The organism is Arthrobacter sp. NPDC093139 (assembly GCF_044754165.1).
Classification (GTDB): Bacteria; Actinomycetota; Actinomycetes; order Actinomycetales; family Micrococcaceae; genus Arthrobacter.
The window spans coordinates 259930-286108 of sequence record NZ_JBIVOO010000001.1 but is presented as its reverse complement, the minus strand read 5'-3'; the positions used below and the strand labels follow the sequence as shown (position 1 = coordinate 286108).

23 protein-coding genes and 1 pseudogene are annotated in these 26179 nt (G+C 66.8%); 2 read left to right on the top strand and 22 right to left on the bottom strand.

The features are described 5' to 3' along the window. Positions 1–46: 46 nt before the first annotated feature. The 7 genes from pyrF to pyrR are packed head-to-tail and all read right to left on the bottom strand — an operon-like array spanning position 47 to position 8963. Positions 47–931 (bottom strand): orotidine-5'-phosphate decarboxylase, encoded by an 885-nt coding sequence (gene pyrF / locus ACIP90_RS01485; RefSeq protein WP_400576118.1) that lies wholly within the window; start codon positions 929–931, stop codon positions 47–49. Next, the gene (carB, locus tag ACIP90_RS01480) at positions 924–4223 is read right to left on the bottom strand and encodes a carbamoyl-phosphate synthase large subunit (protein WP_400576116.1); all 3300 of its coding nucleotides are present in this window, start codon (positions 4221–4223) and stop codon (positions 924–926) included. The genes pyrF and carB overlap by 8 nt, the downstream gene beginning before the upstream one ends. Next, positions 4223–5485, bottom strand: coding sequence for a glutamine-hydrolyzing carbamoyl-phosphate synthase small subunit (gene carA / locus ACIP90_RS01475; RefSeq protein WP_400576114.1), 1263 nt, complete (start codon positions 5483–5485; stop codon positions 4223–4225). The genes carB and carA overlap by 1 nt, the downstream gene beginning before the upstream one ends. Then, entirely contained in the window at positions 5466–5987 is a 522-nt protein-coding gene (locus tag ACIP90_RS01470; RefSeq protein ID WP_400576113.1) for a hypothetical protein, read from the bottom strand. Before ACIP90_RS01470 ends, carA begins: the two co-directional genes overlap by 20 nt. Next, positions 5987–7387 carry a dihydroorotase gene (locus ACIP90_RS01465; RefSeq protein ID WP_400576111.1) on the bottom strand — a complete coding sequence of 467 codons (1401 nt, stop codon included), beginning with the start codon at positions 7385–7387 and terminating at the stop codon, positions 5987–5989. Before ACIP90_RS01465 ends, ACIP90_RS01470 begins: the two co-directional genes overlap by 1 nt. Further along, positions 7387–8382, bottom strand: coding sequence for an aspartate carbamoyltransferase catalytic subunit (locus ACIP90_RS01460; protein WP_400576109.1), 996 nt, complete (start codon positions 8380–8382; stop codon positions 7387–7389). The genes ACIP90_RS01465 and ACIP90_RS01460 overlap by 1 nt, the downstream gene beginning before the upstream one ends. Beyond that, the gene (gene pyrR / locus ACIP90_RS01455; RefSeq protein WP_400576107.1) at positions 8379–8963 is read right to left on the bottom strand and encodes a bifunctional pyr operon transcriptional regulator/uracil phosphoribosyltransferase PyrR; all 585 of its coding nucleotides are present in this window, start codon (positions 8961–8963) and stop codon (positions 8379–8381) included. Before pyrR ends, ACIP90_RS01460 begins: the two co-directional genes overlap by 4 nt. 149 nt (positions 8964–9112) lie before the next feature. On the opposite strand from pyrR, the gene ACIP90_RS01450 reads away from it, so the two are divergent. Next, positions 9113–10381, top strand: a complete 1269-nt coding sequence (locus ACIP90_RS01450; RefSeq protein ID WP_400576106.1) for a PrsW family intramembrane metalloprotease — start codon at positions 9113–9115, stop codon at positions 10379–10381. A 120-nt stretch (positions 10382–10501) separates the two neighbouring features. Here ACIP90_RS01450 and nusB read toward each other — a convergent pair whose 3' ends face one another. The 14 genes and pseudogenes from nusB to ACIP90_RS01380 all read right to left on the bottom strand — a co-directional run bounded on the left by nusB (position 10502) and on the right by ACIP90_RS01380 (position 24413). Further along, entirely contained in the window at positions 10502–10912 is a 411-nt protein-coding gene (gene nusB, locus ACIP90_RS01445; RefSeq protein WP_400576104.1) for a transcription antitermination factor NusB, read from the bottom strand. Next, positions 10912–11475 (bottom strand): elongation factor P, encoded by a 564-nt coding sequence (gene efp, locus ACIP90_RS01440; RefSeq protein ID WP_400576102.1) that lies wholly within the window; start codon positions 11473–11475, stop codon positions 10912–10914. Before efp ends, nusB begins: the two co-directional genes overlap by 1 nt. Before the next feature lie 158 nt (positions 11476–11633). Continuing rightward, positions 11634–12152 (bottom strand): tetratricopeptide repeat protein, encoded by a 519-nt coding sequence (locus ACIP90_RS01435; protein ID WP_400576100.1) that lies wholly within the window; start codon positions 12150–12152, stop codon positions 11634–11636. Further along, on the bottom strand, positions 12152–13240 hold the full coding sequence (gene aroB, locus ACIP90_RS01430) for a 3-dehydroquinate synthase (RefSeq protein WP_400576099.1): 1089 nt from the start codon (positions 13238–13240) through the stop codon (positions 12152–12154). Before aroB ends, ACIP90_RS01435 begins: the two co-directional genes overlap by 1 nt. Before the next feature lie 179 nt (positions 13241–13419). Next, positions 13420–13908, bottom strand: a pseudogene (locus ACIP90_RS01425) (shikimate kinase); the annotation flags it as partial. 56 nt (positions 13909–13964) lie between these two features. Further along, on the bottom strand, positions 13965–15164 hold the full coding sequence (gene aroC, locus ACIP90_RS01420; RefSeq protein WP_400576097.1) for a chorismate synthase: 1200 nt from the start codon (positions 15162–15164) through the stop codon (positions 13965–13967). Positions 15165–15190: 26 nt separating this feature from the next. Then, positions 15191–16051: a shikimate dehydrogenase gene (locus tag ACIP90_RS01415; RefSeq protein ID WP_400576095.1), complete on the bottom strand. Its 861-nt coding sequence runs from the start codon at positions 16049–16051 to the stop codon at positions 15191–15193. After that, the gene (gene mltG, locus ACIP90_RS01410; RefSeq protein WP_400576093.1) at positions 16048–17889 is read right to left on the bottom strand and encodes an endolytic transglycosylase MltG; all 1842 of its coding nucleotides are present in this window, start codon (positions 17887–17889) and stop codon (positions 16048–16050) included. Before mltG ends, ACIP90_RS01415 begins: the two co-directional genes overlap by 4 nt. Beyond that, positions 17886–18485 (bottom strand): Holliday junction resolvase RuvX, encoded by a 600-nt coding sequence (ruvX, locus tag ACIP90_RS01405; RefSeq protein WP_400576091.1) that lies wholly within the window; start codon positions 18483–18485, stop codon positions 17886–17888. Before ruvX ends, mltG begins: the two co-directional genes overlap by 4 nt. A gap of 7 nt (positions 18486–18492) precedes the next feature. After that, positions 18493–21171: an alanine--tRNA ligase gene (gene alaS / locus ACIP90_RS01400; protein ID WP_400576089.1), complete on the bottom strand. Its 2679-nt coding sequence runs from the start codon at positions 21169–21171 to the stop codon at positions 18493–18495. 119 nt (positions 21172–21290) lie between these two features. Further along, positions 21291–21521: a DUF6167 family protein gene (locus ACIP90_RS01395; protein WP_400576087.1), complete on the bottom strand. Its 231-nt coding sequence runs from the start codon at positions 21519–21521 to the stop codon at positions 21291–21293. Between the two features lie 17 nt (positions 21522–21538). Then, complete coding sequence (locus ACIP90_RS01390) at positions 21539–21913, bottom strand: DUF948 domain-containing protein (RefSeq protein ID WP_400576085.1); 375 nt, start codon at positions 21911–21913, stop codon at positions 21539–21541. Between the two features lie 144 nt (positions 21914–22057). Next, the gene (gene rpsD / locus ACIP90_RS01385) at positions 22058–22684 is read right to left on the bottom strand and encodes a 30S ribosomal protein S4 (RefSeq protein WP_400576083.1); all 627 of its coding nucleotides are present in this window, start codon (positions 22682–22684) and stop codon (positions 22058–22060) included. A 181-nt stretch (positions 22685–22865) separates the two neighbouring features. Further along, complete coding sequence (locus ACIP90_RS01380) at positions 22866–24413, bottom strand: replication-associated recombination protein A (RefSeq protein WP_400576081.1); 1548 nt, start codon at positions 24411–24413, stop codon at positions 22866–22868. 90 nt (positions 24414–24503) lie between these two features. Here ACIP90_RS01380 and ACIP90_RS01375 point away from each other — a divergent pair, with 90 nt between their 5' ends. Continuing rightward, a complete protein-coding gene (locus ACIP90_RS01375) occupies positions 24504–25178 on the top strand; it encodes an acVLRF1 family peptidyl-tRNA hydrolase (RefSeq protein ID WP_400576080.1) in 675 nt (224 codons plus the stop codon). Positions 25179–25317: 139 nt separating this feature from the next. On the opposite strand, the gene ACIP90_RS01370 is transcribed toward ACIP90_RS01375, so the two are convergent. Next, the gene (locus ACIP90_RS01370) at positions 25318–26118 is read right to left on the bottom strand and encodes a GNAT family N-acetyltransferase (protein ID WP_400576079.1); all 801 of its coding nucleotides are present in this window, start codon (positions 26116–26118) and stop codon (positions 25318–25320) included. Positions 26119–26179 lie beyond the last annotated feature (61 nt).

Sequence of the window (26179 nt, the reverse complement as noted above, 5' to 3'; positions counted from 1 at the left end):
GGACTTGTCCTGAACCTACTCCTCGGCGGCGGCAGAAATCAATGGACTATTCGGCGCGGAGCCCGTCCAGTGTGCTTGTGGCGGCGTCCTGCAGGTTGCGGACGCCAGGCCCGGCCTTGAGGATGTCCCTGCTGGACGTCCCCAGCACTTGCGGGTACGCGGCTCCGAAGGTCTGTCGCAGGTCTGCAGGCGTGGCGCCCTGGGCACCCAGCCCGGGGGCCAGGATGGGTCCGCGGACGGCGCCGAGGTCCAGGCCCAGGTCCGACAGTGCCGTGCCCACGGTGGCCCCCACCACGAGTCCAACGGAGCCGAGCGTCCCGCCGTACCGTTTGTTTTCTCCGGCCGCAGCCTCGACAATCCGCCGCGCAACAGAATCGCTGCCGCCGACGTGCTGTACCGAGGCACCCTCCGGGTTTGACGTCAGGGCCAGGACAAAGACGCCGCGGCCGTAGTCGGCCGCCAGGTCCAGCGCCGGGCGCAGTGACTCGAAGCCGAGGTACGGGCTCAGGGTCACCGCGTCGGCCGCCAGGGCTGAGCCGTCGCGCAGCCAGGCGTCGGCGTACGCCGCCATCGTGGATCCGATGTCCCCGCGCTTCGCGTCGGCGATGCTCAGCACGCCGGCGTCAGCCGCGGCGGCCAGCGTCCGCTCCAGGGCGGCCATGCCCTTGGAGCCGTGGCGCTCGTAGAGCGCCACCTGCGGCTTGACGGCGGCAGCGAGGGAACCCACGGCCTCCAGGACCGTCAGGGAAAAGCGCTCCAGGCCGGCGGCGTCGTCGTTCAGTCCCCACGCGCTGAGCAGCGCCGGGTGCGGATCGGTGCCGACACACAGCGGGCCGCGCTCAGCCATGGCCCGGTCGAGCCGGGAGCCGAAGGACTCCCGGCCGGCCGTTTCTGCAGCTTCCGGACTGCGGGTTCCTGCACCCTCAGGCATGCCAGGACGCCTTGAGATTGGCGGCGTGCTCCTGCAGGCTCGTGACGGACCACTCGTACGTACGCAGTGCCTCGATGGCCTGGACGGCAGCGTTGAACTCGGCCACCGTGGTGATGCAGGGGATGCCAATGGAGGTGGCTGCTGCCCGGAGCTCGTAGCCGTCGCTGCGGGCTTCGCCGCCGGACGGCGTGTTGAACACCATGTCGATTTCGCCTGCGATCACGAGGTCGGCGATGGTGCCTTCGCCTTCGGCGCTGCTGCCCTCGGCTACCTTCCGGACCGGCGTGGCCTGGATGCCGTTGCGGCGCAGGACGTCGGCCGTGCCGCCGGTCGAGACGATCTCGAAACCGAGATCGGAGAGCCGCTTGACGCCCATGATCACCGAACGCTTGTCCCGGTTGGCCACGGAGACGAAGATCTTGCCCTCCGTGGGCAGGGCATTGTTCGCTCCGGCCTGGCTCTTGGCGAAGGCGGTGTCGAAGTGCTTGTCGATGCCCATGACTTCACCGGTGGAGCGCATTTCCGGCCCGAGGAGCGAGTCCACCACAGTGCCCTCCGGAGTGCGGAAGCGGCTGAACGGCAGGACAGCTTCCTTGACCGAAACGGGCGCATCCAGCGGCAGTGTGGAGCCGTCGCCGGATTCCGGGAGAATCTTGTAGGCGCTGCGGAGCTGGTTGATGGTGACGCCGGTGCCGATCAGGGCAGCCGCCTTCGCCATTTGCACGCCGGTCGCCTTGGAGACGAACGGCACGGTCCGCGAGGCACGCGGGTTGGCTTCCAGCACGTACAGCACGTCGGAGGCCAGGGCGAACTGGATGTTGATCAGGCCCCGGACGCCCACGCCCTCGGCGATCGCACGGGTGGCGGTCCGGACGCGCTCCAGCACGTTGCTGCCCAGGGTGATGGGAGGCAGGACGCAGGCGGAGTCGCCGGAGTGAATGCCCGCTTCCTCGATGTGCTCCATGATGCCGCCGAGGTACATGTCCTTGCCGTCGAACAGCGCGTCGACGTCAATCTCAACCGCGTCCTCCAGGAACCGGTCGATCAGCACCGGGTGGTCCGGGGTGATTTCCGTGGCGTTGGCGATGTAGCGGGACAGGTTGGGCTCGTCGTAGACGATTTCCATGCCGCGGCCGCCCAGCACGTAGGACGGACGCACCAGCACGGGGTAGCCGATCTCGTCGGCGATCTTCTTGGCGTCCTCAAAGGACACCGCCGTGCCGTTCTTCGGGGAAATAAGCCCGGCTTCGTCCAAGACGCGGGCGAAGGCTCCGCGGTGCTCGGCGAGGTCGATCGCTTCCGGCGAGGTGCCCAGGATGGGCACGCCGGCGTCGGCCAGCTGCTGGGCGAGCTTCAGCGGGGTCTGGCCGCCGAGCTGCACGAACACGCCCATGACGCCGCCGGTGCGTTCTTCGGCGGCGATGACCTCAAGGACGTCCTCGAGGGTCAGCGGCTCGAAGTACAGGCGGGTGGAGACGTCATAGTCGGTGGAGACGGTTTCCGGGTTGCAGTTGACCATCACGGTCTCGTAGCCGGCCTTGCGCAGCGCCATGGAGGCGTGGACGCAGGAGTAGTCGAACTCGATGCCCTGGCCAATGCGGTTGGGGCCGGAGCCGAGGATCAGGATGGACGGCTTGGAGTGCAGCGCAACCTCGTCCTCTTCGTCGTACGACGAGTAGTGGTACGGGGTGTACGCCGCGAATTCGGCAGCACAGGTGTCCACGGTCTTGTACACGGGACGGATCCCCAGGGCCTGCCGGACTCCGCGGACCACGGCCTCCGGGTTGTGCGTCAGGGCACCGATCTGCTCATCGGAGAAGCCGTGGCGCTTCGCGCGCTGCAGCATCTCCTGCGTGAGCGCGCCTGACTGGCGGATCTCGCGGGAGATCTCGTTCAGCAACTGGAGCTGGTCAAGGAACCAGGGATCGATCTTTGTGGCCTCGTAGAGTTCCTCCACACTGGCGCCGCCGAGCAGGGCGCGCTGCACCTGGTGCAGGCGTTCCGTCGTCGGGCGCTTGGCCTTTTCGATGAGCTCCGGCACTTCCCATTCGGGTACGGAGCTGAAGTCCAGCTGCGAGCCCTTCTGCTCCAGCGACCGCAGGGCCTTCTGCAGGGCCTCGGTGAAGTTGCGCCCCATGGCCATGGCTTCGCCGACGGACTTCATCGTAGTGGTGAGTGTGGGGTCGGCTGCGGGGAACTTCTCGAAGGCGAACCGCGGGACCTTGACCACCACGTAGTCGAGCGTGGGCTCGAAGGACGCGGGGGTCTTCTGGGTGATGTCGTTGGGGATCTCGTCCAGGGTGTAGCCGAGCGAGAGCTTGGTGGCGATCTTGGCGATGGCGAAGCCGGTGGCCTTGGAGGCCAGGGCCGAGGAGCGGGAAACGCGCGGGTTCATCTCGATGACCACCACACGGCCGGTCTGCGGATCAATGGCGAACTGGATGTTGCAGCCGCCGGTGTCCACGCCGACTTCACGGATGACGGCGATGGAGATGTCGCGCAGCCGCTGGTATTCGCGGTCCGTGAGGGTCAGCGCGGGGGCCACGGTGATGGAGTCGCCGGTGTGCACGCCCACGGGATCGAAGTTCTCGATGGAACAGACAACAACGACGTTGTCGTTCTTGTCCCGCATCATTTCGAGTTCGTATTCCTTCCAGCCAAGGATGCTCTCTTCCAGGAGCACCTCGCTGGTGGGGCTGTACTGCAGGCCCTGGCCGACGATCCGACGGAGGTCGTCTTCGCTGTAGGCGAGCCCGGAGCCCAGGCCGCCCATGGTGAAGGACGGGCGGACCACCATGGGGTAGCCGAGGTCGTCGGCTGCCTTCAGGGCCTCGTCCATGGTGTGGATGATGTGGCTGCGCGCAGATTCCGCGCCGCACCGCTCCACCACGCCCTTGAACTTCTCCCGGTCCTCGCCAAGTTCGATCGCCGCGATGTTGGCACCGATCAGTTCCACGTTGTACTTCTCCAGCACGCCGTTCTTGTCCAGCGCGATGGCAGTGTTGAGGGCCGTCTGGCCGCCCAGGGTGGGCAGCACGGCGTCCGGGCGCTCCTTGGCGATGATCTTCTCGACCACCTCGGGAGTGATCGGCTCGATGTAGGTGGCGTCCGCGAACTCGGGGTCCGTCATGATGGTTGCCGGATTGGAGTTGACGAGGATGACCCGCAGGCCCTCATCCTTGAGGACGCGAAGGGCCTGGGTGCCGGAGTAGTCGAATTCGGCGGCCTGGCCGATCACGATCGGGCCGGAACCGATGACCAGGACGCTCTTAAGGTCAGTTCTCTTGGGCATTACTTCTTGTCCTCAGTCTTGGAATCGGTGGTGTTCTGATCGTCTGCCGGCTTCTCCGACAGATTGGCGGTGCGGCCGTTGCGCGTGCCCTCCATCAGCTCGATGAAGCGGTCGAAAAGGTACGCGGCGTCGTGCGGCCCGGCCGCTGCCTCGGGGTGGTACTGGACCGAAAAGGCCGGGATGTCCAGGCACGCGAGCCCTTCTACGACGTCGTCGTTGAGGCTGATGTGGCTCACTTCGACCCGGCCGTAGCGCTCTTCGGGCGCTGTGGTGGGGCCGTCCAGCGGGGCGTCGACGGCGAAGCCGTGATTTTGTGAGGTGATTTCCACTTTGCCGGTGCGGCGGTCCATGACGGGCTGGTTGATCCCGCGGTGGCCGTACTTGAGCTTGTACGTCCCGAAGCCCAGGGCACGGCCCAGGATCTGGTTGCCGAAGCAGATGCCGAAGTACGGCAGCTTCTCATCCAGCACGGTACGGAGCAGCTTGACTTGGTTGTCGGCCGTGGCAGGGTCGCCGGGACCGTTGGACATGAAGAACCCGTCCGGGTTGACGGCCTTGACGTCCTCGATGGTGGCGGTGGCGGGCAGCACGTGGACGCGGACGCCGCGCTCGGCGAACCGGACCGGCGTCATGGCCTTGATGCCGAGGTCGATGGCGGCGATGCTGAACCGCGCGTCGCCTTCCCAGCCGTGGTCCTTGGGCTCCACGACGTAGGCCTCGTCGATGCTGACTTCCTCGGCCAGCCGGGCGCCTTCCATCGGGGCGCTGGCCAGGACCGCGTCAAGGAGCTCCTTTTCCGTGGCCTCTGCCGCCTTGCCGGAGAAGATGCCGGCGCGCATGGTCTTGTGCTCGCGCAGGTGCCGGGTGATGGCCCGCGTGTCCACACCCTGGATGCCCACGATGCCCTGCTCCACGAGTTCGTCGTCGAGACTGCGCTCTGAGCGCCAGTTGGAGGGGCGGCGGGCGGCGTCGCGGACGATGTAGCCGGCCACCCAGATGCGGCGGGACTCGGCGTCTTCGCTGTTCACGCCGGTGTTGCCGATGTGCGGCGCCGTCTGCACCACCAGCTGGCGGGCGTAGGACGGGTCGGTGATGGTCTCCTGGTAGCCGGTCATGCCGGTGGCGAAGACAGCCTCACCGAGCGCGGTGCCCTGGGCGCCGTAGCTGCTGCCGCGGAAGATGCGGCCGTCTTCGAGGACCAGGGCGGCCGGGGAGCTTGCTGTGTTGTTGTCCGTCACTGTATTACTTTCCACTCTGGGCATCGGCCTGCGGGCCTGCGGAGATTAGTTCTTGAAGTTTTTGGAAGAGGGCCTGTTTGTCCGCGGCCCGGCGGGTTCGGAAGCCGGTGTCCAGCTGGTGGGTGCCGAGCGCCCAGGTGAGGACGAGCAGTCCGTCCTTTTCGACGAACTTGCCGGCCATGCCGCTGTCCTGCCGGACGCCGTTCAGCCCGGCTGCCGGGATGAACAGCGGCGCGGCACCGGAGCGGTCCAGGAGCACGCCCTGGGAATGCACGCTGAGCTGTGCGTTCGTGCGGATGCCGAGGCCGTGCACGGCAATCCTGTCCAGCCAGTCGCCGGCCGTGGTGGACGCGACGTACTGGCCCTCGGCCGTCAGCAGCGGCTCGCCCAGTTCGGCGGGAACGGGAGGAAGCGGCTCGATGTCCGATTGGCGCCGGAGCCGGTTGCGCCACCCCATCCAGATCAGGCCAAGGGCGACGGCGATGAGGACCGCCGTGATCAGCCCGGCAAGGAGTTCCTTCTCCATCAGTTCGCGCCCGCCATGCCGGATACCGGAGCTTCCGCGGGATAACGGTAGGGGGTGTTGAGTTTGCCCTCAAGGACGGTGGGGTGCCCCTTGAAGAACGTGGCCACCACCTTGCCGGGGAGTTCCATGCCGCGGAAGGGCGAGTTGCGCCCCATCGTGGCCATGGCGGCGGGGTCAACGGTCCAGCGGGCTGCGGGGTCCACCAGGATGATGTTGGCGGGCTCCCCCTCTTCGAGGGGACGGCCCTGGTCTGCGAGACGGCCGATTCCGGCAGGCGCCACGGAGGTCGCCCGGGCGAAATCCGCCCAGGTCATGAGGCCGGTCTCGATCATGGCGTGCTGCACGACGGACAGGGCGGTTTCCAGCCCGGTCATGCCCATGGCCGCCTGTGCCCACTCGCATTCCTTGTGTTCGCTCGGGTGCGGAGCGTGGTCGGTGCCCACGACGTCGATGGTGCCGTCGGCCAAGGCAGCCCGGAGGGCCTCCACGTCGGCGTTGGTGCGCAGCGGCGGGTTGACCTTGTACACGGGATCATAGCTGCGGACCAGCTCGTCGGTGAGCAGAAGGTGGTGGGGCGTCACTTCAGCGGTGACGTTGATCCCGCGGGCCTTGGCCCAGCGGATGATCTCCACCGATCCGGCCGTGGACACGTGGCAGACGTGGAGCCGGGATCCGACGTGCTGGGCGAGCAGGACGTCGCGGGCAATGATGCTTTCCTCGGCAACTGCCGGCCAGCCGGTCAGCCCCAGGACCGCGGACACTTCACCCTCGTTCATCTGCGCACCGGCGGTGAGGCGGGGTTCCTGCGCGTGCTGGGCCACCACGCCGTCGAAGGCCTTGACGTATTCGAGGGCGCGGCGCATCAGGACCGGATCGTGGACGCAGATGCCGTCATCGGAGAACATCCGGACCTGCGCCCGGGAGTCGGCCATGGCGCCGAGCTCGGCCAACTGCTCCCCCGCCAGGCCGACGGTGACAGCACCCACCGGGCGGACGTCCACCCAGCCTGCGGCGCGGCCCAGGCTGTGGACCTGCTCCACGACCCCGGCCGTGTCGGCAACCGGGGTGCTGTTGGCCATGGCGTGCACGGCGGTGAAGCCACCCAGCGCCGCCGCCCGGGTTCCGGTTTCGACGGTCTCGGCGTCTTCGCGGCCCGGCTCGCGGAGGTGCGTGTGCACGTCCACCATGCCCGGCAGCGCGATGAGGCCGTCGGCGTCGATGACCGTGGCGTTGGCCGCGTCTGCCTCCGACAGGTCCTTGCCCCGCCCGGCGATGACGCCGTCGCGGATGAGCAGGTCCTCCGCACCTTCGCCGAGGATCGACGCGCCGCGGATGAGGTAGGTTCCGCTGGAGTTCGTGCCGTTGCTCTTCGTGCCATTGCTGGCGGTCTGATCAGCCATTACTTGCTCTCTTTCAGGGTAGCGGCTGGTTCGCGGGTATCCCCGGAGAGCAGCAGGTACAGGGCGGCCATGCGGATGGACACGCCGTTCCGGACCTGTGCGAGCACGGTGGAACGGGGCGAGTCGGCGGCGGCGGCGGAAATTTCCAGCCCACGGTTCATGGGCCCGGGGTGCATGATGATGGTGTCTTTGAGTCCGAGGGTGTCCAGCGCCCGGAGCCTGGCGTCGTCAAAGCCCCAGCGGCGCGAGTACTCGCGGGTGGAGGGGAAGTACGAGGCATTCATCCGCTCGCCCTGGACCCGGAGCATCATCACGGCGTCCACGCCCTTTTCGAGCGTTTGGTCCATGTTGTAGCTGACCTTGCAGGGCCAGGTTTCGACGCCGATGGGCAGCAGAGTGGGCGGCGCCACGAGGGTGACTTCGGCTCCCAGCGTGCGCAGCAGCCATACGTTGGACCGCGCAACCCGTGAGTGCAGGACGTCGCCGGCTATCGCTACGCGCATGCCCTTCAGGTCAGCGCCGGTGGATGGCAGGCCCGCGAGTTTCGCCCAATGCCGGCGCATGGTGAAGGCGTCCAGCAGGGCCTGCGTGGGGTGTTCGTGCGTGCCGTCGCCGGCGTTGATGACGGCGGCGTCAATCCAGTCGGTCGCGGCGAGCCTGTGCGGGGCACCGGAGGCCCAGTGGCGGATCACGACGGCGTCTGCACCCATCGCGGACAGCGTCTGGGCGGTGTCCTTGAGGGACTCCCCCTTGGAGACCGATGACCCCTTGGCGGCAAAGTTGATGACGTCCGCGGAAAGCCGTTTGGCGGCGGCCTCGAACGAGATCCGGGTGCGGGTGGAATCCTCGAAGAAGAGGTTCACCACCGTGCGGCCGCGCAGCGCGGGAAGTTTCTTGACCTCGCGGTCACCGACGGCCGCCATTTCCTCGGCCGTGTCGAGGATCCGCACGGCGTTGGCAAGGCTCAGGTTTTCGGTGGACAGCAGGTGCTTCATGCGCCGCCCTCGATGACGACCTCGTTGACAGTCTGGCCGTCAATGACGTCGGTTTCCTCGAGGCGTACGCGGACCTTTTCGGAGGAGGAAGTCGGAAGGTTCTTGCCCACGTGGTCTGCCCGGATGGGAAGCTCACGGTGCCCGCGGTCGACGAGGACGGCAAGGCGCACGATGCGGGGCCGTCCGAGGTCAACGAGGGCATCCAGGGCGGCGCGGATGGTGCGGCCGGAGTACAGCACGTCGTCAATCAGGACAACAACCTTGTTGTCGATGCCGGTGAGCGGCAACTGGGTGCGGTGGGGCGGCCTGGTGGGCTGGTGGGACAGATCGTCACGGAACATCGTGACGTCAAGCTGGCCTACGATGGCGGCGGCGTTCACGGCGGGGTCTGCGGCGGCGATTTTCTGGGCGAGCCGGACGGCCAGCGGGTAGCCGCGGCGTGGAATGCCCAGCAGCACCAGGTCCTGGGAGCCTTTGTTGGCCTCGAGGATCTCATGGGCGATACGAGTGAGTGCACGGTCAATATCAGCCTGGTTGAGTACAACCCTGGCCGGCACCGGTGCCTGTGTGACAGGAGTCAACGCTCGTCTCCCCTTTCCCCGCCTCACGGGACGGAATTAAAAAAGGAACATTGCTTTCCCAAATTACCACACGGACATTTGCCAATCGGCCCGCGGGAAGGCGTCATCCGTCACATCCGGGTCGCCCGTCTGCCGATAGGCTCATGACTATGTCGATGAACCCGCAGCAGCCTGCACCCGGACCGTCCGGCAACCGCCCCGGAGACACCCAGTGGCAGTTCCATGAGCAGACGAACCCCAGCTGGATGGGCCATGTCCGCCAGCAGGATTACCGTCCCGCGCCAGGACACCGCGGCGGCTCGGTGGCCCAAGTCATTCCTGAGTTGGCAACGACCGTTGCGGCCCGCCCGTCCTCCGGGGTGCTGTCCCTGGTGGTGGGAGGAATCGTCCTCGCTTTCGTCAGCCTGTTCCTGGTGGTCCCCTTCCTGCTGGCCAACACCGGCGTCACCGGCTTCGCCATCGGATTTGTCGCCTCACTGATTCCGCTGGGGGCCGTGCTCTTTGCCGTGCACATCATTGACCGCTGGGAGCCTGAGCCGAAACGGCTGCTCCTGTTCGCGTTTACCTGGGGCGCGGCGGTGTCCATCGCCGTAACGCTGCTCATCCAGCCGGTCTTCGCACTCGCGGCGCCCACGTCCGACGAGGCGTCCTTCCGGGACTTCATGACCACCGTCCAGGCCCCCGTTGTCGAGGAGTTCGCGAAATCCCTGGGGCTGCTCCTCCTGCTGCTGCTCGCCCGCCGGCATTTCGACGGCCCCGTGGACGGTGTGGTGTTCGCCTTCACCATCGCCGGGGGCTTTGCCTTCACGGAGAACATCCTCTACTTCGGCCGGGCCATCGCCGAGTCCGGCACTCCCGGCAGCGACCTCGCCCAGATCTTCTTCCTCCGCGGCGTCATGTCACCCTTCGCGCACGCGATCTTCACCGGAACCACTGGCCTGATCATGGGTTTCGCTGCACGCCGCTGGCACTCGGGTGTTTCCGTTGCGGGGTTCGCCGTGGGGCTCATCCCCGCCATGGTCCTGCACAACCGCTGGAACAGCATGGGGCAGGACTTCCTGGCCCAGTATGTTCTGGTCCAGGTCCCCATTTTCCTGCTGGCCGTGGGTTGCATTGTGGCCCTGCGGGTCGCCGAGTCACGCCTTACCCGCCAGCGGCTGCATGAATACGCCGCAGCGGGCTGGTTCACACCCGCCGAGGTCGGCATGCTCGCCACCGCCGGCGGCAGGCGGCAGGCGGTCCGATGGGCCAGCGCATACAACCGCGGTCCCCAGATGAAGGCCTTCGTGAAGGCTGCAACCCAGCTGGCCTTCATACGCCAGCGGATCCTGAGTGGCCGGGACGTGCAGTCCCACCAGCAGGAAGAGCTGCAGCAGCTGCACCACCTGATGGCGCTGCGCGCCGCCGTCGGGCATTAGGCAAGGCCAACAAAAGGGCAGGCCGCCACTCACAGCAGCCCGGTACAGAACCCCGTTCAAACGCCCGGTACAGAGCAGCGAAAAGCCCCGGCCAATGGCCGGGGCTTTTCGTTGCAGACGTCAGGCCAGCAGCGAGGGCTTCAGCTGCTGGAGGCGGCCGAGCAGGCCGTTAATGAACGACGGCGATTCATCCGTTGAGAGCGTCTTGGCCAGGGCCACGGCTTCGCTGACGGCGACGCCGTCAGGTACGTCGTCGTTGTACAGGAGCTCCCAGGTGCCGATGCGCAGGATGATGCGGTCAACGGAGGGCATGCGCTCGAGAGTCCAGCCCTGCGAGTACGTTTCGAGGAACTCATCGATTGCCGGCTGCAGCGACACGACACCCTCGATGATTTCCACCGTGTAGGGGTTGACGATCTGGTCAGTCTTCTCACGCCGGGCGCGCAGCACGTCAAACGCGGAAACCGAGCGCTGCTCAGCCTCAAAGAGGACGTCCAAGGCCCTGTTACGGGCTTTACCGCGGGCACTCACTACTCGCTGACCCTGCCCAGGTAGCTGCCGTCACGGGTGTCGACCTTGACCTTGGTGTTGTTCTCGACGAACAGCGGCACCTGGATCTCGTACCCGGTCTCCAGGGTGGCCGGCTTGGTTCCGGCGGACGAGCGGTCGCCCTGCAGGCCCGGCTCCGTGTAGGTGATTTCGAGGACAACGCTCGGCGGCAGTTCGATGTAGAGCGGGGTGCCTTCGTGGATGGCGATGTTGACCATCTGGTTTTCGAGCATGAAGTTGGTGGCGTCGCCCACCGTGGCGCCGGAGACGGTGATCTGGTCGTAGTCCTGGGTGTCCATGAACACGAAGTCCGCGCCATCCTGGTACAGGTACTGGTAGTCGCGGCGGTCCACAGTGGCGGTCTCGATCTTGAGGCCGGCGTTGAATGTCTTGTCGACCACCTTGCCGGACATGACGTTGCGCATCTTGGTGCGCACGAACGCTCCACCCTTGCCAGGCTTGACGTGCTGGAACTCGATGACGTTCCAGAGCTGGCCCTCGAGCTTCAGGACGGTCCCGTTCTTGATGTCGTTTGTGGTTGCCACTGGTTTCCTCTGGTTTCTATCTGACTGCCTCTGGCTGCCAGCCGTATATGCCAAGCCGGCCTGCCGAACGGCGCCGCCAGCGTGTGTTTATCAAAAATCCAAGAACCATTCTAACGGAAATGTGGACCGGCTCCGTCAGCCCGGCCCACCGCCGCCGGTCAGGAAGCCAGTTCGAGCACGTCCCGGGCACGCTGCAGCGCCACCGTGGACGAGTAGATCAGCGCAGCATCGGCCGACTGTTCAACCCTCAGGTCCAGCGCCCGGGCGAACGACTCCACGGCGGCGCCGATGTTTCCCGCGGCGAAGTGGGTCCTGCCGAGATACTGGTACACGAGCGCCTCGTTGGGGGTTCCCGCCGCCTCTGCCAGGAGTTGCCTGTAGAGCTCAACGGCAAGGTCGTAGCGGTGGGAGACGCGCAGCACTTCAGCCTCGAAAGTCCTCAGCCGGAACGACTCGGGGTCCTTGTAGCGCGCCTCCGCCAGCAGTTCAGCGGCATCGCACGCGTGCCCCTCCACCAGCAGCACGAACACGCGGTCTGCCGGATCCGTGGACGCCTCCAGCGCTGCGGCACAAGCCTCGGGGCCGGTGATCTCCGGAATCAGTTCCTCCGGGTTGATCCTGATGCCGGGGAAGCCTCCGTCGGGCCACTCAATGGTTTCACCTGTGATGTCGCTCATCAGGACGCGATCTCCTGGTAGGCGGCAAAGAGCAGGGAGGTGTCGGGGACCTCCAGGATCCCGGGCTTTCCGACGCCGTCGAGCACCACGAAGCGGAGCAGGTCGCCGCGGGACTTCTTGTCGCGACGCATGCCGTCCAGCAGGCCCTGCCAGCGGTCGCGGCGGTAGGTGACGGGAAGTCCCAGGGATTCCAGGATGCTCCGGTGGCGGTCGGCGTCGGCGTCTCCGAGCCTGCCCACGCTGCGGGACAGTTCTGCGGCGAACATCATGCCTACCGATACCGCGGCGCCGTGCCGCCAGGAATAGCGCTCCACGAGTTCGATCGCGTGGCCCAGGGTGTGGCCGTAGTTCAGGATTTCGCGCAGCCCGGATTCCTTGAGGTCCTCGGACACGACGCGGGCCTTGACCGCGATGGCGCGTTCAATGAGTTCGCGGAGGACCTCCGACTGCGGGTCGGTGACGGCATCCGGGTTTTGTTCAACGAGGTCCAGGATGGCGGGATCGGCAATGAAGCCGCACTTGATAACCTCGGCCATGCCGGAGATCAGCTCGTTCTTGGGCAGGGTGTTCAGCGTGTCCAGGTCCGCCAGCACGGCGGCGGGCGGATGGAAGGCACCCACGAGGTTCTTGCCTTCGGCCGTGTTGATGCCGGTCTTGCCACCCACGGAGGCATCCACCATACCGAGCAGGCTGGTGGGCATATGGATGATTTTGACTCCCCTGAGCCATGTGGCGGCGACGAATCCGGCGAGGTCGGTGACGGCCCCGCCGCCGACCGATACGACGGCGTCCGACCGCGTGAAGTCGTTTTGTCCCAGCACCTGCCAGCAGAAGGCGGCCACCTGGATGTGCTTGCCTTCTTCGGCATCGGGGATTTCCGCGGTGAGGGCGGTGAAGCCGGCGGCCTCCAGCTCGTCCCTGACGGTGTCGCCCGTGAGGCGGAGGGCCCGGGGATGGATCACCAGGACGCGACGGACCCGCTCACCGAGCAGTTCCGGCAAGGTGCCGAGCAGGCCTCGTCCGACTACGACGTCGTAGTTGTCCCCAGTCGATTCGCCGGTGACCTTGATGACAGTTGATTCGCTCACTTTTCAACTTCCTGTTTTGCGGCCGGGATGGCGCTGGCCGCAGTATTCGCGGCGGTGTTTGCCGCGCGTGTTTTCTCCGTGGCGGAGGCCGCCGCGGTGGTGTTCCCGATGGCGCCGTCGGCTGTGCCGCCCGTGCCTGTGCCGCCCGTCGCTGCCCCGCCGGCACCTGTATCGCCGGTCGCTCCAGCGTAGGCGTGCAGCGCTTCCTCGAGCCGGCGTCCCAGTTCCGGTACCGAACCGCGCCGGACGTCCAGGACAATGTCCGCCAAGCGCTCGTAAACCGGCTTCCTGGCGGCGAGCAGCGTCTTCCAGCGGCGGATTCCGTCACCGGCCAGCAGCGGACGTCCGGAATTCCTGGCGATCCTGGCGGCGACGGTATCCGCATCGCATTCGAGGTACACCACGGTACAGCGCTCCAACAGCTGCTGTGTTCCGGAATCCAGGACAGAGCCCCCGCCGAGGGAGATGACCGTTAACGTGCCGGTGGCTTCTTCGACGACGCGCGCCACGGTCCGCGCTTCGATCTCGCGGAACGCGTGCTCGCCGCGTCCCGCGAAGATGTCGGCAATGGAGCCGTGGTTCTCCACGATGACGGCGTCGGTGTCCACGAAGGGGGCACCGAGCTGCTGTGCCAGCTGGTGCCCGATCGCCGACTTGCCCACGGCCATGGGGCCAATGAGCACGACTGGCCGGTTGCCCGTGCGGGGTGTATTGCTGAAGGGCACTACTGTCCGATCGAGTCCAGGGACGCGGGAATGTTCTCGATGTAGCCCCTGATGTTCCGGGCCGTCTCCGCCACGGAGTCCCCGCCGAACTTCTCGGTGACGGCTTCCGCGAGGACGAGGGCAACCATGGCCTCCGCCACGACACCGGCGGCCGGGACGGCACAGACGTCGGAGCGCTGGTGGTGGGCTTTGGCGGGCTCGCCGGTGCTGATATCGATGGTTTTCAGGGCGCGGGGAACCGTGGCGATCGGCTTCATGGCAGCCCGCACACGCAGGACGTCACCAATGCTCATGCCGCCTTCGATGCCGCCGGCGCGGTTGGTGGTGCGGATAATCCTGCCGTCGGCGTCCTTGACGATTTCGTCGTGCGCGGCAGAACCGCGGCGGGCCGCGGTCAGGAACCCGTCCCCCACCTCCACGCCCTTGATGGCCTGGATACCCATGAGGGCGGCGGCCAGGCGTGAATCAAGCCGGCGGTCCCAGTGGACGTAGCTGCCGAGTCCCGGCGGGAGCCCATAGGCGAGCACCTCCACCACTCCACCGAGGGTTTCGCCTTCCTTGTGGGCGGCGTCCACCTCGGCCACCATGGCGTCCGAGGTTTCGCGGTCAAAGCACCGCAGCGGGTCGGCGTCGAGCGCGATGACGTTGTCCGGGACGGGACGGGGCCGGCCCTCGGGAACCGTGACGCTGGCGATGGACACGGTGTGGCTTACGAGTTCGATGCCGAGGTGCTTCAGGAACTGCGCCGCGACCGTCCCCATGGCAACACGCGTGGCAGTCTCGCGCGCGCTGGCACGTTCGAGGACGGGCCGTGCTTCGTCGAAGCCGTATTTCTGCATCCCGGTGAAGTCTGCGTGCCCCGGCCGCGGACGGGTCAGCGGAGCGTTGCGGGCCTGGTCTGCAAGTGACTCGGGGTCAACGGGATCGGCAGACATGATCTGCTCCCACTTGGGCCATTCCGTGTTGCCGACCTGGACGGCGATGGGCCCGCCCTGAGTCAGTCCGTGGCGGACGCCGCCGAGGATGGTAACCACATCCTGCTCGAACTTCATCCTGGCACCGCGGCCGTAACCGAGGCGGCGGCGCGCCAGGGCATCGGCGATCTGCCCGCTGGTGAGTTCAACACCGGCGGGAACGCCTTCGATAATTCCGACGAGGGCCGGGCCATGGGATTCACCGGCAGTCAACCAACGCAACATAGCATCCATCCTGCCATGTGGGGCGGTCAGAAGACGCGTCGGGGTGCCCCGACTGAGTCGCACATCACATCTATGACTTCGGTGCTGACGGCATCCTCGCGACCCGTGAAGTAGCGGACCTGCTCGACGGCCTGGTAGAGCAGCATCTCTAGGCCGGGCACCACTTTCCCCCCGCCTTTCTGCCACGCGGCGGCGATGCGGCTGGGCCAGGGGTCGTAGGCGACGTCCAGCAGGACACCCTCCGTTGTCACGCCAAGCCCCTCCAGTTCGCCCGCCATTCCGTCGGCGGCGCGCGGCGGCAGGGTGGATATGACGACGTCGGCGGCCAGCATGCCGCTGACGGCTTCAGTCATGGGGCGCACGGCGATGTCCATCGCCAGGCCCCGGGCGGCAGCCCTGGCTTCCGCGGCCCGGCCAGTGTCCCGGACATAGACGTCCACGGACGCGGCGCCGAGCTCCTGCAGCGCAGCCACAGCGGCTGCCGCAGTCCCCCCGCCGCCAAGCACCGCCGCGGCGGGCGCTTCGGCGGCACCGGCATTGCGAAGCGCGTTGACGATGCCGGCAACGTCCGTGTTGTACCCGATCCGCCGGCGGGATGCGCCTTCGCCGTCGAACACCACGGTGTTGATGACGCCGAGTACACGGGCCACGCCGCGGATTTCATCGACCTCCCGGACCATGGCCTTCTTGAGGGGCATGGTGACGGACAGCCCGCACCAGCGCTGGTCGCCTCGTACGGAAGCCATGAAGGCCGGCAGGGATTCCTCGGTCACATCAATGGCGCTGTAATCGATCTCGTCCCCCAGCTCCGCGTAAGCGGCCAGATGGAGGGCGGGAGACTTGGAGTGGCCGATCGGATGACCGAGGACGGCCGCCCGGCGGCTCATACGCAACGGCCGGGGTTGGCCTCACACCAGGCGTTGTACTGATCAACGTAACGCTGGTGCTCCGCCAGTGTCTTGGAGAACTTTGTCTCCTTGGTGTCCAGGTTGATGGTCACCCAGTACATGTATTCATTCTTGTTCGGCTTGGCCGAAGCATCGATGGCAGTCTTGCCCGGTGAACCGATGGGGCCCACGGGCAGTCCCTGGATCGCGTACGTGTTGTACGGATTGGACTTGTCCGCCTTTTCCTCTTCGGTAATGTGGAAGCTTTTCCGGCCCAGGCCGTAGGTGACCGTGGCGTCGGACTGGATCAGCCCGGCCGTCTCTGTGTTGTTTGGCTTGAGCCGGTTATAGATGGCTCCGGCAACATCCTTGTACTCTGCCTGGCCGCCTTCCGCCTGCACGATGCTCGCCACCGTCACGACCTCATACTGCTTGGCCGGGTCGGTGACGCCCTGGGCCTTCAGCTCGTCCTGGGTGATCTTGACAAGCTGCGTGAGGATGTCCTTGGGCGTGGATCCCACCGGGAACCGGTGCTCGCCCGGGGCAAGGTAGCCCTCAAGGTTCTTTGCCTTGGCCGGGAGTCCGAACTGCTGGGGAGAATCGCTCAACGACTTAAGCTGCCCCACGGGGATGCCGGAGCCCTCAGAGATCGCCTCCAGAGACTCGTTGATCCTGAGCCCGGCGCTCAGTGCAAAGTACATGACCTTGGCCTGCCCCTCGTTCAGCAGGACAGCAACGGCGTCCGAATTCTTCATTTCCTGTTTGAAGTCGTACTCGCCGGGAGACAGTGTGCCCCCCGAGGCGCTAAGCGCAGAAATGAACGTGTCTGCATTTGCCACCACTCTGGCTTCTTCGAGCTTGGCGGCCACCGACACCGGCCCTTCGCCAGGCTGGACTGACAGCTTGACCTGTCCCGTGCCGGGTCCCGGGTAATCGCTGGGCTTGTCGGTACCAAGCAGCGGCTTCAGGAACTGGGCACCGACGACGGTGGCAGTGACGAAAAGGGCCAAGGTGAGCAGCAGCGCCACGAGGCGGCGCCGCCTGCGGACCTTCTTGGAGGGGCGGGGAACCGGTGTCGCGCCCTGCCGGCTGGCGAGCAGCTGATGGCCCATAGCCTCATCTTCGTACGGCACATGGTCCTCGTAGCTCTCGTGGTGGACGTCGTGGTGGTACGCCGCGTAGTCCACGTCTGCAGGCGCTGCATGGTGGTAGGCCTCGTCGGCGTGGATCGCCGGGGCGCCGAAACCGTCATCGGCGTAACCGGCGCCTGCGTGATGGACGGCATCGTGGCCGGTCTGTGCAGGGTCAGCCTGCCCGTGGTCTGAGTGTGTGTGGTCTGAGTGTGTGTAATCGGCGGCGTCGCCGGCAGCGGCCCGGTGGGCTGCTGCGCGGTGCGCGGCGGCATGGTGGTCAGCATGGTGGCCGGGGTCAGCGTGCACGCCATGTGCGCCCTCACTCGGCGCGTCGGAGGCGGGCGCCTGGCTGGCCGGTTCCTGAATGCTCGGTTCCTGAATGGTCGGCGGAACGGGCGGAACCAGTGGAACGCCGAGCGTGGGGGCCACCGAGTCAGGGGACGGGACTGGCGAAGCCGCGGCCCCGGGCAGCACGCCGGAGACGGTTGGCTCGAGCCGCGGCTGTGCCGGCACTGACGGGCTGCGTTCCGGGACGTCCGGAGCGTCCGGGGCATCGTTTCCGGACTCGTAGGCCTGTTCAGGCACAAGGTCCGCGGCGTCCGCGGTGCGGGACTTCTCACGGGCACGGATTTCCTTGCGCGTCAGCGGCCGTCCGGTACCCCTGAGGTTCCTGCCGGAGGAGTCGTCGCTATTGACCGGGCTCACTGTAGCCTTCCATCTTCTGAAGATTGCGTGTCTTTTCCCGGGACGGCCTGCGCACCATTCTGCGTTGCGGCGTCACCGGTCAGCCCCGGCTGCGGAAGCGCGCGTACGCGGCTCCCCACATCCGTTCCCCTGGCTTTTTGCATATCGATGGCGTGCTGCAGAATCCCCGCAGCAGCAACCTGATCCACCACTTTACGGTGATTTTTGCTGCTCATGCCAGCTTGGTGCAGGTGTCGGTGTGCCGTTACCGTGCTCAGGCGCTCATCCACAAGGTGCACGGGGACGTCCAATCCGGCGCGCTCGAGTGCCTGCACCAGCAGCTGGGCATACTCCGTGGCCATGCGGGCTGAGGCGTGTTCTTCGCCCTTCATGGTCCTCGGGAGGCCGACGAAAATCTGCACAGCGCCCCGGTCCGCCGCAAGGGCGGCAATGACCCGCACGTCCGAGTTCTTTTTCGGATTGCGGTCAAGGGTTTTCAGGGGCGTGGCCAGGATGGCATCGCTGTCGCAAATGGCGACGCCGACCCGGACGGTACCCACGTCTACCCCCAGTTTGATGCCCTGGGGGTAGACGCCGGATTCAGCAGGTGAGGTCACGGATCCGCTAGCGCCGCGTTACGGCATCGACGACTGCAGACAGCGCAGCGCCGACCTTGGACGCGTCGGTGCCGCCACCCTGGGCGACGTCGTCCTTGCCGCCTCCGCCGCCGCCGAGGATGCCGGCCGCGAGCCGTACAAGCGCGCCAGCCTTGACGCCCGCAGCACGGGCAGCCTCGTTGGTTGCAATGAGAATCACCGGACGGTCGTTGCTGACGCCGGCGACCGCCACCGTGGACGCCTCTGACCCGAGACGGTTCCGCAGGTCGAGGGCCAGGCCCCGGAGGTCATCGGCTCCGCCGACCTGCCCTGCATCATGGGCAATGACGCGGACGCCGGCAGCGTCCTGGGCGGTCCCGACCAGCTGGGCGGCCGCCGCTGCGAGCTGTTCCTTGCGGAGCCGCTCGAGCTCCTTTTCCGCCGTCTTGAGCTTAGTCAGCGTGGTGGCGATGCGGTCGGCCAGCTGGCCGGACGGCACCTTCAGCATTTCTGTCAGCTCCGTGACGAGGGCGCGTTCCGCGGCAAGGTGCCGGAATGCATCCATGCCCACGAAGGCCTCCACACGGCGGTTTCCCGAGCCTACGGACTGCTCGCCGAGCAGCGACAGGCTGCCGATAAGTGAAGTGTTCGAGACATGCGTTCCGCCGCACAGCTCGCGCGACCACGCGCCGTCGATCTCCACGACGCGCACTTCGCTGCCGTAGTTCTCGCCGAACAGCGCCATCGCGCCGAGGGCCTTGGCCTCGGCGAGGGGCATCACCTTGGTGTCCACCCGGAAGTTGTTCCGGATGGCGAGGTTGGAGACCTCTTCGATCTCGGACCGGGTGGCGGCGCTAAGGCCCTCGCCCCAGGCGAAGTCGAAGCGCAGGTAGCCGGCCTTGTTGTACGAGCCGCGCTGGGTGGCCTGCGGGCCCAGAATCTGGTGCAGGGCAGCATGCACGATGTGCGTGCCGGTGTGCGCCTGTTCGGCTGCATGGCGCCGTTCGCGGTCCACGGCGGCCCTGACCAGGGCGTCGGCGGCGATTTCGCCCTCGCGGACAACGGCCTTGTGGACGCTCAGGCCCCTCACCGGACGCTGCACGTCCAGGACTTCGACGACGAAGCCGTCGCCCGTGATCAGGCCGGTGTCGGCAGCCTGACCGCCGGCTTCCGCGTAGAACGGGGTTTCGGCGAGGACCAGTTCGATCTCATCGCCCGTGGCGGCCTGGGAGACCTTGCGGCCGGCGTTGAGGATTCCGCGGACCCGGGATTCGCCCTCGAGCTCGGTGTAACCCGTGAAAACCGTTTCGCCCTCGGACAGCAGTTCCTGGAAGGCGCTGACGTCGGCGTGGGCGCCCTTCTTGCCCTTGGCGTCCGCCTGGGCGCGCTTGCGCTGTTCGAGCATGAGCTTGCGGAACTCGGGCTCGTCCACCTTCAGGCCGGCTTCCTCAGCCATTTCCAGGGTCAGGTCGATCGGGAACCCGTACGTGTCGTGGAGGGTGAAGGCGTCGGCTCCGGACAGCGGCCGCCCGGCGGCCTTGGATTCGTTGACGGCGTCTTCGAGGCGCGCAGTGCCGGAGGCGATGGTCCGCAGGAAGGCCTTTTCTTCTGCGTAGGCAATGCGGCTGATGCGGTCGAAGTCCGTCTCCACCACCGGGTAGACACCCTTCATGGCGTCTCGGGATGCGGGCAGGAGGTCCGGCAGGCAGGCCTTTTCGACGCCGAGCAGGCGCATCGAACGCACAGCCCGGCGGATCAGCCGGCGCAGCACGTAGCCGCGGCCTTCGTTGGATGGCGTCACACCGTCGGCGATGAGCATCAGGGCTGAACGGATGTGGTCGCCGACGACGCGCATGCGGACGTCGTCCGTGTGGTGGGGGTCGTCCACGGTTTCGGCGGAGGTGTATTCCTTGCCGGAGAGCTCGGCGGCCTTGTCGATCACGGGCCGGACCTGGTCGGTCTCGTACATGTTCTCGACGCCCTGCAGGATCATGGCGAGACGCTCCATGCCGAGGCCGGTGTCGATGTTCTTCTTGGGCAGTTCACCCACGATGTCGAAATCGTCCTTCGAGCGGACGTTGTCGATCTGGTACTGCATGAACACCAGGTTCCAGATTTCGACGTAGCGGTTCTCGTCGGCGATGGGGCCGCCTTCGACGCCGTATTCGGGGCCGCGGTCGTAGTAGATCTCCGAGCAGGGACCGGCCGGGCCGGGCTGGCCGGTGTGCCAGTAGTTGTCAGCCTTGCCCATGCGCTGGATCCGGCTGGCCGGGACGCCGGTGTTCTTCAGCCAGAGGTCCTTGGCTTCGTCGTCTTCTTCGTAGACGGTCACCCAGAGCAGTTCCGGCGGAAGTCCGTAGCCGCCGTCGTCCACGCTCGTGGTGAGCAGTTCCCAGGCGAACTTGATGGCGTCTTCCTTGAAGTAGTCGCCGAAGGAAAAGTTGCCGCACATCTGGAAGAACGTGCCGTGGCGGGCGGTCTTGCCCACTTCCTCGATGTCACCGGTGCGGATGCACTTCTGCACGCTGGTGGCACGGGAGTAGGGGGCTTCCTCACGGGCGGTCAGGTAAGGGATGAACGGGACCATGCCCGCAACCGTGAACAGCAGGGACGGGTCGCTGGAGACCAGCGACGCCGAGGGAACCGCGGTGTGGCCTTTGCTGACAAAAAAGTCCACCCAGCGCTTTGTGATCTCCTGCGACTTCATGAGCTGATTTCATACCCTTCTTGGTTCACGCGGTGCGCGTGACAGTTTTGTTTCAGATGCAGGCCCGCGTAGCCGACCCGCTGGTTTAATTCTCGCGCGTTTCCGCCGCGCGGCCGTGCCTAGCGGCGGGCAAGGTCCTGGGACTCGACGCCGAGCGCGCTGCGCAGATCGGTTTCCCGCTCCCGCATTCCGGCGCGGACGGCATCCGCGAAATCGTAAACGCCGTCAGCCAGCCGCCCTACCGCCCGGTTCAGGCCTTCCGGCCCCAGGTTTGCCTGCGCCTCTGTGACTTTGCGGAACGCGATGACACCGATGGCCACGCCGATTCCCATCCAGACAAGTCTCTTCATATCAATTCTCCGGATGGTTAGCGGCTGCGACGGCCGGTGGCGGGCTTTTTGCGGGCGGCCAGGGCGGAGCGCACGCCATAGCTGAAGGCGGCCACCTTGATCAGCGGGGAGCCCACCGTGGCGGCAACGAGGGAGGACAGCGCCGAGATGTTCGCCGAGGCGTCCGAAACGTTGGACGCGATGCCGTCCACCTTCTTCAGCTGCTGGTTCGTCGTGGAGACGGTCGCCGTGACTTCGTCCATAAGGGGCGTCGCTCCGTCGCTGATGGAACGGATCGAGGTCCGCACCTCATCGAAGACCCGCCCCAGCTTGAGGATGGGAACAGCAAGCAACAGGACCAGGAGCGCAAATACCCCGGCCGCGATCAGGCCGGCAATATCGCCACCAGACATAGACGTTCATCTCCTTGAAACTCCGTGGAACGGAACATCGTGCTCGGCGGCAGCGTGCTGCAACCGCGGATGTCCCCCAAGTACCTTACATACAAAGAAGCCCGCGGCGCTTGCCACGGGCTTCTTTGGAACGCTGCCGAAGATTTAGCGTGCGTAGAATTCGACGACGAGCTGCTCTTCGCAGGTCACGGGGACCTCGGAGCGCTTCGGGCGGCGAACCAGGCGTGCCTGCAGGGCGTCAAGCTTGACGTCCAGGTAGGCCGGAACGGCGGGCAGGACGTCGCGGTGTGCGCCGGCTGCTGCAACCTGGAACGGAGGCATGGTTTCGCTGCGGCTGTGAACGTGGACCAGCTGGCCCTCGCCGACGCGGAAGGACGGGCGGTCAACGCGGATGCCGTCAACCAGGATGTGGCGGTGAACAACCAGCTGGCGGGCCTGGGCGATCGTGCGGGCGAAGCCGGCACGGAGCACGAGGGCGTCAAGGCGCATTTCGAGCAGTTCGATCAGGTTTTCACCGGTCAGGCCCTTGGTGCGGCGTGCTTCTTCGAAGGCACGGGTCATCTGGGCTTCGCGGATGCCGTACTGGGCGCGCAGGCGCTGCTTTTCGCGCAGACGAACGGCGTAGTCGGAGTCCTGCTTCTTGCGGGCACGGCCATGCTCACCGGGGCCGTACGGGCGGCGCTCCATGTACTTGGCGGCCTTGGGGGTCAGAGCGATGCCGAGGGACCGCGAGAGGCGGGCCTGACGGCGAGCACGAGTGTTGTTAGCCACTTGTGTCCTTCCAATATCTGCGGTGTGTCAGTGTTACTGGCCTCCACGATGGAGAGCATCGGCCAACCGCTGCCTTTTGCTACTGGGCACAGGCATAACCTCACCAACAGCATGAAATGCTGAAATACAGTGGATTTTGCGTCCGTGCCTTGCCAGACAAACATCCATCCTACCACGGGGCTCACTTGCCCCGGATGATCTTCCTCAGCCGCTCCAACCGCACCGCGATGTCACGCTCCGCTCCGTTGCCGGTGGGCTCATAGTAGTCGCGCCCCACGAGGTCGTCCGGCGGATACTGCTGGCTGGCCACGGAATGCGGGGCATCGTGAGCGTACTTGTAGCCCACCCCGTGGCCCAGCTGCTTGGAACCGGGGTAGTGCGCATCGCGCAGATGCGGGGGGATGCCGACGCCCAGCCCGGCGCGTACATCGGCAATTGCCTTGTTGATGCCCATATACGCGGCGTTTGATTTTGGCGCGGTGGCCAGGTGGACCACGGCCTCGGCAAGGACTATCCGGCCCTCCGGCATGCCGATCAGCTGGACCGCCTGGGCCGCAGCCACGGCGGTCTGCAGGGCTGTGGGGTCCGCCATGCCGACGTCCTCTGCGGCGGAGATCACAATGCGGCGGGCCACAAAGCGCGGGTCCTCCCCCGCCTCCAGCATCCTGGCGAGGTAGTGCAGGGACGCGTCCACGTCGGAGCCCCGGATGGATTTGATGAAGGCGCTGGCCACGTCATAGTGCTGGTCTCCGGCGCGATCGTAGCGGACAGCCGCGGCATCCAGCGCGCGTTCGGTGTGACGCAGCTCAACTGTCACCGGCTCACCGGCAGCCGCCATGGCCGTGTCCTCACCCGCACCCGCACCGCTTGTGTCCTCACCGTCCGCTTCGTCGGGTTTGGTAAGGCCGACGTCGTCAGCGTCGCCGTACGCAACCCCGGCCGCCGCTTCGAGTGCTGTCAGGGCCCGCCGTGCGTCCCCGCCGGACAGCCGCACGAGGTGGTCAAGAGCCTCCGGAGTCAGCCGGACTTTCCCGTTCAGCCCCCTTGGATCCTCGACGGCCCGCACCAGCAGGCCTTCTATGTCGGCGTCGGTCAACGGCTTGAGGGTGAGAAGCAGGGAGCGGGAGAGCAGCGGCGAGACCACGGAGAAGGACGGGTTCTCGGTCGTAGCCGCCACCAGCACCACCCAGCGGTTCTCGACGCCCGGCAGCAGCGCGTCCTGCTGGGCCTTGTTGAACCGGTGGATCTCGTCCAGGAACAGCACAGTGGTGGTCTTGTACAGGTCCCGGGCCGTCAGCGCCTCATCCATCACCCTGCGGACATCCTTGATTCCGGCGGTGATGGCCGAGAGTTCCACGAACTTCCGCCCTGGTCCCCTGGCAATCACGTGCGCCAGGGTTGTCTTTCCGGTGCCCGGCGGCCCCCAGAGGATGAGGGAGCTGGGGCCGGCCGGACCCCCGGCGTCTGCGCCGGCCGCGAGCTGGCGCAGCGGTGAACCCGGTCCCAGCAGGTGCTGCTGACCCACGACGTCGTCGATGGTGCGCGGCCGCATCCGGACGGCAAGCGGGCTGCGCGGCGAGGCGGTCCGGAACCCGCCCGGTGTCCCCGACGGCAAGCGTCCGCCGCCACTGGCGGCAGTGCCCGCGCTGACGGCGTCACTGCCGCCGTCGTCGCCGTCGTCGCCGTCGTCGTCGTCGTTGCCCCGCCCGGAGCCGAAGAGATCATCCACATAGATAGGCTACTCATAGATTCAGCGGGCAAGATCCGGTGACCGAGCCCGGTCACGCAAGTCCGGGCACGAAAAGCAGAGGATGCGGCAATGCCAAACAGCGGTACACCAGCAGGACGTCCCGCTCCGCCGACCCGGACAGCGTTTGTGCCAGGCCCGCGGCTGGCCGGCTGGGTGGAGCGGTTCGGCGCCAGCCACGGCGCGCTTGAGATTGAGGACCACGACGACGGCGTGCGGCTGCTAGCCGCTGACGGCGCCAGCGCCCTGCTGCAGGCGCCCTGGCCGGATGACGGCCGGCCGGGTCGCGGGGCCGGACTCGTGGAGCGGCTGGCCTCGCTGGCCTCCCAGCCCCGCACCATTGGCCTGCTGCTGGTGCGCCGCGGCGGATACGGTGCGGCCGTCGCCAGCGGCGGTGTCATCCTTGCATCCAAAACAGGCTCCAAGTACGTGCAGTCCCGGACGGCCGCCGGGGGCCAGTCCCAGCAAAGGTTCGCGCGGCGGCGCTCCAACCAGGCGGATGCGATGGTGGAGGCCGTCGCTGAACAGGCGAGGCATGTCTATAACGGACACGCCTTTGAGTATCTCGTGCCTGGCGGCGACCGTTCGCTGGCGGACCAGGTGCTCAGCCAGCCTGCCCTCAAGGCCTACGCCCGCGTATCCCGCCTGGCCTACCTGGATGTCCCCGATCCGCGCGCCGCCGTGCTGAGGAAGGCCGCGGCGGACGCCTGCGCAGTGCGGGTCACGGTGAACGATCCTCCGGCCTAGCGGGCGTCCACACCCGCCGCCACCTGCAGCCTTCGCCCCCCGCCTTCGATCCTGCCATTTCGACGGTTCCCTGCCGGTTCGATGCTTCGCGGCGTCGAGTGGGCAGGGAACCGTCGAAACGGCGGCCCGGCGCCCACGCCTAGCAGCCGGTCAGGTGCCGCTTGGGCCGCTCCTGCCGGTAGAAGTAGCGGCCTGTCTCCCGGAATCCTGACCGGGCATACAGTTCCCTGGCGCCCGGGTTGGCTGCGGTAACCAGGAGCCAGTAGCCATCCAGCTTCCGTGCCCCGCCGGCCACCAGCAATGACTGCAGAATGCGCGTCGCGTGACCGCGGCGCCGGGCATCGGGCCGGGTGGCCATGCAGTACAAGCCACCGTATTTGCCTGCGCCACCTGGCTTGTCGGTCCCATCTGGCGGAAGAGCGAGCCGTCCGACGGCGGCGGGCCTGCCGCCGTCGTCCCTCACCAAGGCATACACCGACGGGCATCCGGTGAGGATCCCTTGGGCGGTCTCGAGCGCGGCGGCACCCCCGCGGCCATCGACGGACCACCACAGCTCGAGCCATTCCGCGGAAGGTTGCTCGGAGATTTCGACGGCGGCATCCGCGGCGACCGTGACCGCCTCCGCCGGCCCCAGGGCCATGATGAGCGTTTCGGACTGTTTGGTGAAGCCCTGCCGGTCGAGCAGGCAGTTCAGCGGGGCCGCGGAAGGGTTGTCGAAGACCTGGTAGATCACCGGCAGCCGGCGCTTCCGGTACCAGGCAACTGCCTGCCGTGCGGCGGCCGCCGGATCCGCAGCGGGCACGCGCGGCCAGACGGAGTTCGCCCGCTGCGTGACGCCCTCCGCTGCCCGGAGCACCCACTCCCCTGTGTCGAGGCGGTCAGGAGCGGGCCACGCGGCATCCATCAGCACTTCCAGGCCGGGCATTGATTCGGCCGTCATCGAGGTCCTCCGTCCGCGGCTGCCGGGTGCGTTAGCCAAAGAAGGGGCTCCCCGTTTCCGG